At 40.7% G+C, this 12,729-nt stretch carries 11 protein-coding genes; 10 read left to right on the top strand and 1 reads right to left on the bottom strand.

What is annotated here, in order from left to right:
- Positions 1-50: 50 nt before the first annotated feature.
- The gene (locus HMPREF1505_RS05695) at positions 51-2,414 is read right to left on the bottom strand and encodes a mechanosensitive ion channel domain-containing protein (protein ID WP_036923675.1); all 2,364 of its coding nucleotides are present in this window, start codon (positions 2,412-2,414) and stop codon (positions 51-53) included.
- A 184-nt stretch (positions 2,415-2,598) separates the two neighbouring features.
- Here HMPREF1505_RS05695 and HMPREF1505_RS05690 point away from each other — a divergent pair, with 184 nt between their 5' ends.
- The 10 genes from HMPREF1505_RS05690 to HMPREF1505_RS05645 all read left to right on the top strand — a co-directional run bounded on the left by HMPREF1505_RS05690 (position 2,599) and on the right by HMPREF1505_RS05645 (position 12,717).
- The gene (locus HMPREF1505_RS05690; protein WP_036923674.1) at positions 2,599-3,489 is read left to right on the top strand and encodes an ATPase; all 891 of its coding nucleotides are present in this window, start codon (positions 2,599-2,601) and stop codon (positions 3,487-3,489) included.
- Between the two features lie 281 nt (positions 3,490-3,770).
- Positions 3,771-4,121: an NADH-quinone oxidoreductase subunit A gene (locus HMPREF1505_RS05685; RefSeq protein WP_013264896.1), complete on the top strand. Its 351-nt coding sequence runs from the start codon at positions 3,771-3,773 to the stop codon at positions 4,119-4,121.
- On the top strand, positions 4,112-4,999 hold the full coding sequence (locus HMPREF1505_RS05680) for an NADH-quinone oxidoreductase subunit B (protein WP_036923673.1): 888 nt from the start codon (positions 4,112-4,114) through the stop codon (positions 4,997-4,999). The genes HMPREF1505_RS05685 and HMPREF1505_RS05680 overlap by 10 nt, the downstream gene beginning before the upstream one ends.
- An 18-nt stretch (positions 5,000-5,017) precedes the next feature.
- Positions 5,018-6,592, top strand: a complete 1,575-nt coding sequence (locus tag HMPREF1505_RS05675) for an NADH-quinone oxidoreductase subunit C (protein WP_036923672.1) — start codon at positions 5,018-5,020, stop codon at positions 6,590-6,592.
- A 44-nt stretch (positions 6,593-6,636) separates the two neighbouring features.
- Positions 6,637-7,728, top strand: a complete 1,092-nt coding sequence (gene nuoH / locus HMPREF1505_RS05670) for an NADH-quinone oxidoreductase subunit NuoH (protein WP_013263889.1) — start codon at positions 6,637-6,639, stop codon at positions 7,726-7,728.
- 12 nt (positions 7,729-7,740) lie between these two features.
- Positions 7,741-8,277 (top strand): 4Fe-4S dicluster domain-containing protein, encoded by a 537-nt coding sequence (locus HMPREF1505_RS05665; protein WP_004360906.1) that lies wholly within the window; start codon positions 7,741-7,743, stop codon positions 8,275-8,277.
- 12 nt (positions 8,278-8,289) lie between these two features.
- Positions 8,290-8,829, top strand: coding sequence for an NADH-quinone oxidoreductase subunit J (locus HMPREF1505_RS05660; RefSeq protein ID WP_036923670.1), 540 nt, complete (start codon positions 8,290-8,292; stop codon positions 8,827-8,829).
- Positions 8,826-9,134: an NADH-quinone oxidoreductase subunit NuoK gene (nuoK, locus tag HMPREF1505_RS05655; RefSeq protein ID WP_004360908.1), complete on the top strand. Its 309-nt coding sequence runs from the start codon at positions 8,826-8,828 to the stop codon at positions 9,132-9,134. Before HMPREF1505_RS05660 ends, nuoK begins: the two co-directional genes overlap by 4 nt.
- A gap of 12 nt (positions 9,135-9,146) precedes the next feature.
- Entirely contained in the window at positions 9,147-11,201 is a 2,055-nt protein-coding gene (locus HMPREF1505_RS05650) for an NADH-quinone oxidoreductase subunit L (RefSeq protein ID WP_036923668.1), read from the top strand.
- Between the two features lie 4 nt (positions 11,202-11,205).
- On the top strand, positions 11,206-12,717 hold the full coding sequence (locus HMPREF1505_RS05645) for a NuoM family protein (RefSeq protein WP_013264465.1): 1,512 nt from the start codon (positions 11,206-11,208) through the stop codon (positions 12,715-12,717).
- Positions 12,718-12,729 lie beyond the last annotated feature (12 nt).

Genomic DNA, 12,729 nt, shown 5'->3' with positions numbered 1-12,729 from the left:
TGTGTTTTACCTACCTATAGTCCTTATACCTAAGTAAATAGGCTAATATGTTAGCTTTCTTGTTGATGCTTAATTGTAATCTCACGCTGTGGGAATGGGATTTCAATGCCGTTATTGTTCAGCGTATCATAGATACATTCCATAACAACTGATATATCATTTCCCTGTGTTAACACATTTAGCCAAACAAGAATCTTCAGTGTGATACAGCTATCATCGAAGCTTTGAAGTCTAACAATAATATCTTTTTTCTCATTAGTGATGCCAAGTTTAGCAATAGCATCTATAAGTAGTTCTCTTACTTCTTTTACATTCGTACCGTATGCAACACCAACTTGAATAGTTCCTACCTCATAACCATCGTTCTTAGTCATGTTTTTATAGTTCTTAGTGAAGAGTTGTGAGTTTTGGAAAGCAATCGTAGAACCATCAAGTGCATCAATCACTGTCGAGGTATAGTTTATGGAACTTACCTTACCACGTATACCGTCACAGATGATATAATCGCCAATCTTAATACGTCCAGCCATCAAAGAAATACCATAATAAATGTTCTCAAGAATATCCTTCATGGCGAAACCGATACCCGTTGACAAGCCACCTGTTACAACAACTAACCATGTGCTGCTGACTTTAAAGAAACCAAGTGTAATCAATAGCCAAGCTCCCCACACGATTACTTGTAATACGTTGATATACATCGTAGCACGTGCTTCGGCTGTAGATGGGTCATTGCGTTTGAGATATAACTTGATAGCATCTCGAATCGTTAGATTCAGATAATTAAAGATGAACCATAGGATAGTTACCACAGCTATTGAGTAAACACTAATCTGTATCTTATCAGAGTCAATAAAGTTGGCGCGGAATAAGTTCCATGTCAATCCACTAAGATTAAAGACATCAGTTGCCCAATAAATAGCAAGGATAAATGATATTACCAAAGCTGTTGGAATGAGAACAATGTCAACAAAACGAAGAAGCCATACCTTTGCTGGTGATAGTTTCTTTATTGGATGTTTCTCCCTGTACTGGTTGAGGTAGTCTTTGAAGAAAGCAATTGTAAGAATACAAGCCAACTGCATTGACCACCATATGATTACCTGAACGGCAAACATTGTATATCCAATCGATGCACTTATAAGTGAGAAGATGAATACAAATTGAGAGATATATGCAAAGTTTAAGTCGTAATGAGGTACAAGTTTATGATATTTGTGTATCATTCTTGCCTGCCACAATGTGTCTATGAATAATATAGGTGTGAAGAGAAGAGTTACGACTGAGCTTGGTAGCATCACGATACGAAACGCAATGACAAAGAAGCCAATCATAATCAGGGGATAGTAAATACGGTAAGCATTATGTGTCTGTGAACCTTCTACACGCAGAAGCAATGATGCAAAAATGACTGATAGCATCCATGTGTACTCCAAAAGTAGGCTGCATGCCATGTGTACGAAGTTAGAAGGCGAGAACAATCGGATAATAATAAGTACTATACTAAATGTGATGACAGAAGCAAGCATAATAATACAAGTACGCTTGGCAAGGAAACTTTGATTCTTCTGCTCGAAACGATTTGTCTTCATGACTCGCGTCACAAGGAATCGAATACTCAGATAATTAATGATAATGGCTATCAAACCATAAATCAGAATCATACTGAAGAGTGTAATAATCCATTTTACATCCCATTGAGAGACTACGACGGTGTTTGGAGTATATTTCTCAGAGAGTGTCGTGTTCATCTGACTAAGACGAAAACGAACTGACTTAAGAACCTTGAAGTAGCTATCTCCTGTGTTTGTAAAGATGCCTGACTGAATCTCGGCATAGCGTTTTTGGGCATAAGCATCAAGTGCCTGCAACTGATGCTGGCTGTAATTGTAATATTGTATATATTCTTGATAAGAATCATTGCGCTCCTTTAGCATTCTTCGAATACTTACAGCAAGAGTAAGACATACGTTTCGGTCAGTCTTCATTTTTTGAGTAAGACCGAAAGTGTACATCGTGCTAAGCACATTGACAAGGGAGTCGTAGCGTGCTATTTCTTCGTTACTTTCCGTGATAAGGTCATGAAACGGACGTGTTTTTGTTTGGAAGTCTTTCCATAATTCGGTTGCTTGTTGGCAAGCATAGGTAAGGTCAAAGATGTTGTCCGTCTTCTGTGAGTAAAGCATCAATGATACCTGAGCAGACTTTTCACCAATTTCTTTTAGCTGATTTGTCACTTGCTCAGTTATGAATCTTGACTTATTCAGTTGTTTTGTTTGTTCAAGATGTTGTGCAATCAATTCATGGCGTAGTACTTGGAGTGAGTTTTTCAGTGAGTCCTCCTGTAGTACAGCATTTGCTGGAAGGGTCAGGATAAACAGCAATATGGTGATAAAGAATAGCTTTTTGCGCATATCTATTTGTTGTAAAGAATAGTTTTTATGATTGTTTTAATGTCTACAAAGGTACACAAAGTTTATCATTTAGGCTTATATCGGAATGTAAAATGATACTAAAGATGTCTTTGTATGTGCATTTCTTGGGTTATAATTCATATAAATGAATAAAAAATAGTAAGTTTGCACGAAAAAATATACTATGATATTAATTGCTGATAGTGGAGGATCAAAGACAGACTGGGCATTGATTAGTTTGCCTACAGATACAAGTAAGTATGTTCTGAAAGTTCGTACACAAGGGATAAATCCTTTTCATCAGTCGAAGGATGTTATTTTGAAGGTGTTAGAGCAGGAGCTAAAGCCTGCGCTATGCAAGGCTACAGAGCAAAATGATAGCTTTTTACTAAAGAAAGATATAACAGAATGTGTTTCACAGATAGCTTTTTATGGAGCAGGCTGTACGAAGAATCTTTCTTCAGTTGTGAGTGAAGCACTTATGGTTTCATTCCCTTCAGCTTCGATAAAGGTGGAGAGTGACTTGTTAGGGGCTGCACATGCTGTCTGTGGATACGATGCGGGTATTGCTTGTATTTTAGGTACTGGTGCCAATAGCTGTCAGTATGATGGCGAGAATATTGTGGCAAACGTTCCGCCTTTAGGTTATATTTTAGGAGATGAAGGTAGTGGAGCAGTACTTGGCAAGTTGCTACTCAATGGTATTTTTAAGGGTGATTTATCTACAGAGATACGCGATTTATATTTAGAGTGGAGTGGTTTAACCTATCCAGAAATCATAGATAAAGTTTATCGTCAACCGCTTGCGAATCGCTACTTAGGAGGTATTTCTAAGTTTATTAAAGAGAACTTACAATATGCTGAATTAGAATCTTTAGTAAGATTTAACTTCGATAATTTCTTTAAGAAAAATATCTTGAAGTATACAGCAACCTCAGTCCGTACAATTTCTGCTGTTGGGGGGATTGCAGCAGCTTTTGAAGAACAGTTAAGAATGAGTGCCAGTACTTTTAATTTTAAAGTTGGTAAGGTGATAGCTTCACCAATAGATGGATTGATAGAATACTATTCTTAATTTGTTTTCTTTCATGTAAGCTGTCGATAAGATATTTTCATGAACAACTTCATTAGTAACCTAATTGTCGTAGGAAGTAAACATGTCGTATTTGATAAACTTCGTATTATCGTCTTGTAAATCTGCCAATACATCGTTTGTAAAGTGGAGTTTGCAAAAAGTGGTATGTTTTTCTGCTTAATTTGCACACGTTCTCAAATATTTTTGTATCTTTGCACACGTTTTGAAACATGTTTTCTTAGAGCAAGATTGAACAATTAAATTATAGCTATATAAAGTTTATGTATTTCACACTTTTTGTTACCGTTTTGATAACGGCCGCATTCTTGGTAGTAGCAGCTTATGCTATTGCTAAATGGATTGGTCCGCGTTCATATAATCCGGCGAAGGGTGAGCCTTATGAGTGTGGTATCCCGACTTACGGAACCTCTTGGTTGCCAGTGCATATCGGTTACTACCTCTTTGCCATTCTTTTCTTGATGTTTGACGTGGAAACCGTATTCCTTTATCCTTGGGCTGTTGTTGTAAAAACATTTGGACCTCTCGCACTTGCTACGATTGGTTTCTTTATGTTGGTATTAGTATTTGGTCTTGCGTATGCTTGGCGGAAAGGAGCACTTGAATGGAAATAAGAAAGCCAAAAATCAAGTCTCTTCCATACGATGAATGGAAAGACAATGACACGCTTAGCAAAATGGCAAGCGAATTGAACGATGGTGGAACAAACCTCGTTCTCGGTAACTTGGATCAACTTATCAATTGGGGACGTAGTAACTCTCTCTGGTCACTTACCTTTGCAACATCATGTTGTGGTATTGAGTTTATGTCTGTTGGATGTGCGCGTTATGACTTCTCACGTTTCGGTTTTGAGGTAACACGTAACTCTCCACGTCAGGCTGACTTGATAATGTGTGCTGGTACTATCACAAATAAGATGGCTCCAGCTTTAAAGCGTTTGTATGACCAGATGGCTGAGCCTAAGTATGTAATTGCTGTTGGTGGTTGTGCTATCTCTGGTGGTCCATTCAAGGATAGTTATCATGTGATGCGTGGTATCGATGAGATTATCCCTGTGGATGTTTATATTCCAGGTTGCCCTCCACGTCCAGAGGCTATTATCTATGGTATGATGCAGCTTCAACGTAAGGTGAAGATTGAGAAATTCTTTGGTGGTGTAAACCACAAGCAGACTGCTGAGGAGCGTGAGTTGGGTAAAAGTAATGCCGAGCTTATCTTTAGTGAGAAGTTGGGTATTACCCCTGAAGAGATTAAGGAAAAGCGTGAAGCAGCTTGGGAAGAGTCACATAAACCAGTTCCTAAACTAGTTCGCCCTACAGCCAAACCTGAAGCAAAGCCTGTTTCTTCAACTCCTGTAGAGTCTGCTCCTAAGAAAGAAACGATTGTCGTTAACCAGCCAGTGACACAAGAAGATGTTGAGAAGTTGGGTAAGGAAATCGATCAGATTGATGCAGCAAGCAAGGCTGCAGATGAGACAGCTACTAACAATTAATATATAAGGTACGCGAGAATGAAATTAGAAAATAAAGAATTCGGTTTTGATAGCTTTGCTTCAGAAATGGCAAAGCTGAAGAATGAGAAGCATTTCGATTACCTTGTAACTGTTGTCGGCGAAGACTTTGGTGCAGAGGAAGGTCTTGGATGTATCTATATTCTTGAGAATACAAATACACACGAGCGTTGTTCTGTAAAGCAGCTTGCAAAGAAGGTAGGAGAGGAGCATGTGATTCCTTCTGTCTACAATATTTGGGCTGATGCTGACTTGTTAGAGCGCGAGGTCTATGACTTCTATGGTGTTAAGTTCCTTGGTCATCCTGATATGCGTCGTCTCTACTTGAGAAATGACTTTAAGGGTTATCCACTCCGTAAGGATTATGACATGGATCCTGCTAAGAACATGTATACTACGGAGGATGATGTAGAACTTGATACAACTACAGAGTGGAATCTTAATAAGAATGGTGAACTCGTTGGTACACAGCGCCCGCTGTTTACTGATGATAACTTCGTTGTAAATATTGGTCCTCAGCACCCTTCTACACACGGTGTGCTTCGTCTGCAGACGGTGTTGGATGGTGAGACGGTAACCAAGATTTATCCACACTTGGGTTATATTCATCGTGGTATCGAGAAACTTTGTGAACAGTTCACATATCCTCAGACCTTGGCATTGACTGACCGTATGAACTATCTGTCAGCGATGATGCATCGTCATGCACTCGTTGGTGTTATTGAGGAGGGTATGGGTATTGAATTGTCAGAGCGTATTCTCTACATCCGTACAATTATGGATGAGTTGCAGCGTATTGATAATCACCTCCTTTATACATCTTGTTGTGCTCAGGACTTAGGTGCACTCACAGCCTTCCTTTATGGTATGCGTGATCGTGAGCATGTGCTGAACGTAATGGAGGAGACAACGGGTGGTCGTCTGATTCAGAACTATTATAGAATAGGTGGTTTGCAGGCTGATATTGATCCGAACTTCGTTTCAAATGTTAAGGAGCTCTGCAAGTACCTACGTCCAATGGTTCAAGAGTATCTTGATGTCTTTGGTGATAATGTCATTACCCATGAGCGTTTCCGTAATGTTGGTGTTATGGATGAGCAGGATTGTATCAGCTATGGTGTGACTGGTCCTGCTGGTAGAGCAAGTGGTTGGAAGAATGATGTTCGTAAGAACCATCCATATGCTATGTATGATAAGGTTAACTTTGAGCAGATTACTTTGACTCATGGCGATTCTATGGATCGTTACTATTGTCATATTCAGGAGATTTATCAGAGTCTCAATATTATTGAGCAGCTCATTGATAATATCCCTGAGGGTGAGTTCTATATTAAGCAGAAGCCAATCATCAAGGTTCCTGAAGGACAGTGGTACTTCGCTGTTGAGGGTGCAAGTGGTGAGTTTGGTGCTTATCTGGATTCACGTGGTGACAAGACTGCATATCGTTTGAAGTTCCGTCCTATGGGTCTGACACTTGTTGGTGCTATGGATAAGATGCTACGTGGTCAGAAGATTGCCGACTTGGTGACTACTGGTGCTGCGCTTGACTTCGTTATTCCAGATATTGACCGCTAACAAGGTTATCATTAAAGTAATCAATTAAGAATTAAAATCATACTATGTTCGATTTTAGAATAGTAACAACATGGTTCGATGAATTGCTTCGCGTCACTTGTGGCTTGAGTAATTTCTGGACCGTTCTGATTGAGTGCGTTGCGGTGGGACTGGCAATACTTCTTGCTTATGCTTTGCTTGCAATTGTGCTTATCTTTATGGAGCGTAAGGTCTGCGCCTACTTCCAGTGCCGTATTGGTCCTGTCAGAGTAGGATGGTGGGGTACCTTACAGGTCTTTGCTGACGTATTGAAGATGTTGATTAAGGAAATCTTTGCTGTTGATAAGGCAGATAAACTGCTTTATTACTTGGCTCCATTCCTTGTAATTATTGCATCTGTCGGTACATTCTCTTTCCTTCCTTGGAATAAGGGAGCTCATATCCTTGATTTCAATGTCGGTATTTTCCTTGTAACAGCCATTAGTTCTATTGGTGTTATTGGTGTGTTTATCGCAGGATGGGGTAGTAACAACAAGTATTCAGTCCTTTCTGCTATGCGTGGTGCAGTACAGATGATTTCATATGAGTTGTCATTAGGTATCTGTTTGATTTCAGCAGTTATTCTGACTGGTACTATGCAGATCTCAGGTATTGTTGAAGCACAGACAGGTCCTTTGCAGTGGTTGATCGTACAGGGACATGTTCCTGCTACTTTGGCTTTCCTCGTATTCTGTGTAGCAGGTAATGCAGAGGCTAACCGTGGTCCATTTGACTTGGCAGAAGCTGAGAGTGAGTTGACTGCAGGTTACCATACAGAGTATAGTGGTATGGGATTTGGTTTTTATTACTTGGCAGAGTACCTTAATCTATTTGTTGTAGCAGGTATTGCAACTACTGTATTCTTAGGTGGTTGGGCTCCTTTGAACATTGGATTAGATGGCTTTGATGCTATTATGAATTATATTCCAGGTCTTGTTTGGTTCCTTGGTAAGACATTCGCAGTAGTATTCTTGTTGATGTGGATTAAGTGGACATTCCCACGTCTCCGTATCGATCAGATTCTGAAATTAGAGTGGAAGTATCTTATGCCACTATCATTGGTTATTCTCGTTTTGATGACTGTATGTGTAGCATTTGGTTGGACTATTCACTATTAATGGTTAAAGAGAATGGAAGATAAAAAACAATCATATTTTGGTGAGGTCGGGAGCGCACTCAAGACACTTGCTACGGGTATGAAGGTGACCATGAAGGAATACTTCACACCAAAATCTACCGAGCAGTATCCTGAGAATCGTAAGACAACCCTTCACGTAGCCAAGCGTCACCGTGGCCGTTTAGTCTTCAAGCGTGACGAAGAAAAGAATCACAAATGTACTGCTTGTACAATGTGTGAGAAGGCTTGTCCTAATGGTACTATCAAGATTCTTTCTGAGATGGTTACCAACGAAGAGACAGGTAAAAAGAAGAAGCAGCTCGTTGATTATGAGTATGACTTAGGCGATTGTATGTTCTGTGAGTTGTGTGTTAATGCCTGCAACTTCGATGCAATTGAGTTTACGAATGATTTCGAGAATGCTGTCTTCGACCGTTCTAAGTTAATCCTTCACCTTGATAAGGAGGTATATGAAGGAGGTTCACTGCCAGGTCTTATCGACGGTGGTGCAGACTGGAAGGTAGGAACATTCAATACTAAAAAGAAATAAAGGTTTAGAGATATGGCAAGATTAATTATGTTTGCGGTTCTCGCCGTTATTATACTGGCTTCAGCCGTATTCTGCGTGTCGACGAAGCGTATCATGCGAGCTGCGACAGCATTGCTGTTTGTGCTCTTTGGCGTTGCAGGTCTCTATTTCCTGCTCGATTACACATTCCTTGGTGCTGCTCAAATCAGTATTTATGCTGGTGGTATCACAATGATGTACATTTTTGCTATTCAGTTAGTAAGTAAGCGTACATTGCAAGGTCTTTCTGAGCGTTGGTTAGGAAAGCGTACTTTCCTTGCAGCCTTCATTGCTTTAGTTGGTTTTGGTACAGTAATCCTTGTTCTGTTAAAGAATGAAGTTTTGCGTCACACTGTAGTGAATGGTGATTCTTTATCAAATGAGGTTACAATGGAAACCATCGGTCGTAATTTGATGACAGCTGATAAGTATGGTTATGTTCTCCCATTCGAGTTCATCTCTGTATTCCTCTTGGCTTGTATCATTGGTGGCTTAGTTATATTGAATAACAAAAAGAAGGAGGATAGCAAATGATACCAGTAGGATATTTCTTTGTCCTTAGTGGACTATTGTTCTTTATCGGAGTATTTGGTTTCGTAACCCGTCGCAACCTTGTTGCAATGCTTATCTCCGTAGAGTTAGTTCTTAATAGCGTAGATATTAACTTTGCTGCATTCAACCGTCTACTTTTCCCTGATGGATATGAGGGTATGTTCTTTACACTCTTCTCTATCGGTGTAAGTGCTGCTGAATCAGCTGTTGCACTCGCTATTATCATCAATGTTTACCGTCATTTCCACAGCGATCAGGTGAACAGTATTGAAAATATGAAATTATAAAAAGAAACAAATATGTTTGATTACGCATTTTTGATACTTCTTCTCCCGTTCCTAAGCGCTGTTGTGCTTGGCTTGTTCGGTATGAAGATGCCTCGCAAGGTCGCTGGTATTATCGGCACTTGTATGTTGGGAACATTATTTGTGCTTAGCCTTTACACTGCTTACCATTATTTCTTTTATACTGGTGAGTATACAGCTATGGGCGAGACCTTCAATGTAACTGATGGTCGTTTGGCAAATGGTACATACCCAACTGTTACAGTCTTCAACATTACATGGTTGAAGTTTACTGAACTTTTGACATTCAACATTGGTTTCCGTCTTTCTCCAATCAGTGTGATGATGTTAATCGTCATTACTACTGTCAGCTTGATGGTTCACATCTATTCATTCGGCTATATGGCTGAACGTGATGAGAATTATAAGTTTGAGGAGTATGAGCACGGCTTCCAGCGTTTCTATGCCTACCTATCACTCTTTACGATGTCAATGCTTGGCCTTGTAGTGGCAACTAATATTTTCCAGATGTATCTCTTCTGGGAGTTGGTAGGTGTATGTTCATATCTGTTGATTGGATTCTATTATCCAAAGCATACTGCAGTTCATGCCAGCAAGAAGGCTTTTATTGTCACACGTTTTGCTGACTTGTTCTTCTTGATTGGTATCTTGTTCTTCAGTTTCTATGTAGGAACTTTCAACTATGATCTTAATGTTAATCCAGGTCTTGCTGAGACACTGAATGGCTTGGCTAAGAACCCACATTTGACTTGGGTACTCCCAACAGCTCTCTTCTTGATGTTCATTGGTGGTGCTGGTAAGTCAGCAATGTTCCCATTGCATATCTGGTTGCCAGATGCTATGGAGGGTCCAACACCTGTGTCTGCTTTGATTCACGCAGCTACGATGGTTGTTGCTGGTGTTTTCCAGGTTGCATCATTGTTGCCTATCTATGTACAGTTCGGTGCACAGGAGCAACTCCATTGGATTGCTTGGATTGCTGCTTTCACAGCTTTCTATGCAGCAGCAGTAGCTTGTGCTCAGCGTGATATTAAGCGTGGTTTGGCTTTCTCAACTATCTCACAGATTGCTTACATGCTTGTTGCGCTTGGTGTTTGCTTCTATGAGAAGGATCACGGTTCATTTTATAGTGCAGAATATCTCCACCATGGTGGTCTCGGCTATATGGCAGCAATGTTCCACCTCTTCACTCATGCTATGTTCAAGGCTCTGCTCTTCCTTTGCTCTGGTGCTATTATTGTTATCATTGGTAGCAACTTCAAGGAGTATATGGGTGGTTTGCACAAATACATGCCAATTACGAATATCTGTTTCTTGATTGGTTGCTTGGCTATTGCTGGTATTCCTCCATTTGCAGGTTTCTTCTCTAAGGATGAGATTATCTCAGCATGTAATGCACTTCCTGGTGTAGAAGGACAGGCTTTAAAGTGGATTATGACACTTGTAGCTGGTATGACAGCATTCTATATGTTCCGTCTCTACTATGTAATCTTCTGGGGTGAGTCTTATTACGAGCAGGACCCAGAGAATCGTCGTCGTCCACAGGAAGTACCTTTCGTAATGTGGGGTCCATTGGTATTCCTCGCAATTATCTCTATCACTGCAGGTTGGATTCCATTTGGTCACTTTGTAAGTGCTAATGGTCTCAGCTATGATATCCATCTTGACTGGAGCATCGCAACAACCAGTATCATTGCAGCAGTTATCGGTATTGCTCTTGCAACTTGGATGTACATGGGCAAGAAGCAGCCTGTTGCTGATGCTTTGCAGCGTACCTTCCCACGTTTGCACAAGGCTGCCCTCAACAGATTCTATATTGATAATGCATGGCAGTTCTTTACACACAAGATCGTATTCCGATGCTTCTCTATTCCAATCGCATGGTTCGACCGCCACGTTATTGATGGTACGTTTAACTTCATGGCTTGGGGTACACAGGAGGCTGGTGAGTCTATCCGTTCATGGCAGAGTGGCGATGTTCGTCAGTATGCCGTATGGTTCATCACTGGTACTGTAGCATTAACATTAGTATTACTTTGCTTGATTTAAAGAAATGAGTTGGATATTAACTGTATTTGTAATTATCCCCGTCCTGATGCTTTTCGCCCTTTGGGTAGCGAAGAATGATAATCAGGTACGCGGTGTGATGGTAGCCGGCTCTACGGCACTTTTGATAGGTGCAATCTGGCTGACTGTTTATTTCGTTCAGCAGCGCAACGCAGGTAATCATGATGCGATGCTGTTGACAAACTCCGTAATGTGGTTTAAGCCTCTAAATATCGCCTTCTCGGTGGGTGTAGATGGTATCTCTGTCGTAATGATCTTGCTTTCAGCAATTATCGTCTTCACAGGTACTTTTGCCAGCTGGCAGCTTGAACCAATGAAGAAAGAATACTTCCTTTGGTTTGTACTCTTGTCTTCAGGTGTATTTGGCTTCTTTATCTCTACGGATATGTTCACCATGTTCATGTTCTATGAGGTTGCGCTGATTCCAATGTACCTCCTCATCGGTGTATGGGGTACTGGTCCTAAGGAGTATTCAGCAATGAAGCTTACCTTGATGTTGATGGGTGGTTCTGCTCTTTTGGTACTCGGTATCCTTGGTATCTACTACTTTAGTGGTGCTACCACAATGGATGTAATGGAGTTAGCACGTATGCATGCTATGCCTAAGAATATTCAGAACATCTTCTTTCCGTTGGTGTTTATTGGTTTTGGTGTACTTGGTGCATTGTTCCCATTCCACACATGGTCTCCTGACGGTCACGCTTCAGCGCCTACAGCAGTATCAATGCTCCACGCTGGTGTTTTGATGAAGCTCGGTGGCTACGGTTGTTTGCGTATTGCAATGTTCCTTATGCCTGATGCTTTGGAGATGTGGGCACCAGTATTCCTTGTGTTGACAACAATCTCTGTAGTATATGGTGCACTTTCTGCTTGTGTACAGACCGACTTGAAGTATATCAATGCTTATTCATCAGTTTCACACTGTGGTATGGTACTCTTCGCTTTGGTTATGACCACACAGACAGCTATCACTGGTGCTATTCTCCAGATGCTTTCACACGGTTTGATGACAGCCTTGTTCTTTGCATGTATCGGTATGATTTATCACCGTGCAGGAACACGTGATGTTCGTTACCTTGGTGGTCTTATGAAGGTTATCCCATTCTTGGCTGTATCTTATGTAGTAGCAGGTCTTGCTAACCTTGGTTTGCCAGGCTTCTCAGGCTTCGTTGCTGAGATGACAATCTTCGTAGGTTCATTCGAGAATGCAGGTACATTCCATCGTGTAGCAACAATCATTGCTTGTACAGCAATTGTAATCACGGCTGTTTATATCTTGCGAGTAGTAGGAAAGATTCTTTTCCAGAAAATTCCAAATAAGAAGTTCTATGAGTTACATGATGCTACATGGGACGAGCGATTCGCTATCGGCTGTCTAATCTTCTGCGTTGCAGGTTTAGGTCTCTGCCCACTCTTCTTTGAGAATATGATTATGGACGCGGTTCATCCTATCTTTGATCACATCTTCACATATATACCAAATTTGGGTAATCTTTAATAAACTGGCGAA

It is taken from the genome of Prevotella sp. ICM33 (assembly GCF_000517825.1).
Lineage (GTDB): Bacteria > Bacteroidota > Bacteroidia > Bacteroidales > Bacteroidaceae > Prevotella > Prevotella melaninogenica.
This window is presented reverse-complemented; position numbering and strand designations above follow the sequence as displayed.

Excerpts from the sequence above, each read along its gene's own strand:
- HMPREF1505_RS05660 (WP_036923670.1), top strand. The coding sequence starts at position 8,290 with ATGGCAAGATTAATTATGTTTGCGGTTCTCGCCGTTATTATACTGGCT.
- HMPREF1505_RS05665 (WP_004360906.1), top strand. The coding sequence starts at position 7,741 with ATGGAAGATAAAAAACAATCATATTTTGGTGAGGTCGGGAGCGCACTC.
- nuoK (WP_004360908.1), top strand. The coding sequence starts at position 8,826 with ATGATACCAGTAGGATATTTCTTTGTCCTTAGTGGACTATTGTTCTTT.
- HMPREF1505_RS05690 (WP_036923674.1), top strand. The coding sequence starts at position 2,599 with ATGATATTAATTGCTGATAGTGGAGGATCAAAGACAGACTGGGCATTG.
- HMPREF1505_RS05685 (WP_013264896.1), top strand. The coding sequence starts at position 3,771 with ATGTATTTCACACTTTTTGTTACCGTTTTGATAACGGCCGCATTCTTG.
- HMPREF1505_RS05650 (WP_036923668.1), top strand. The coding sequence starts at position 9,147 with ATGTTTGATTACGCATTTTTGATACTTCTTCTCCCGTTCCTAAGCGCT.
- nuoH (WP_013263889.1), top strand. The coding sequence starts at position 6,637 with ATGTTCGATTTTAGAATAGTAACAACATGGTTCGATGAATTGCTTCGC.
- HMPREF1505_RS05645 (WP_013264465.1), top strand. The coding sequence starts at position 11,206 with ATGAGTTGGATATTAACTGTATTTGTAATTATCCCCGTCCTGATGCTT.
- HMPREF1505_RS05675 (WP_036923672.1), top strand. The coding sequence starts at position 5,018 with ATGAAATTAGAAAATAAAGAATTCGGTTTTGATAGCTTTGCTTCAGAA.
- HMPREF1505_RS05680 (WP_036923673.1), top strand. The coding sequence starts at position 4,112 with ATGGAAATAAGAAAGCCAAAAATCAAGTCTCTTCCATACGATGAATGG.
- HMPREF1505_RS05695 (WP_036923675.1), bottom strand. The coding sequence starts at position 2,414 with ATGCGCAAAAAGCTATTCTTTATCACCATATTGCTGTTTATCCTGACC.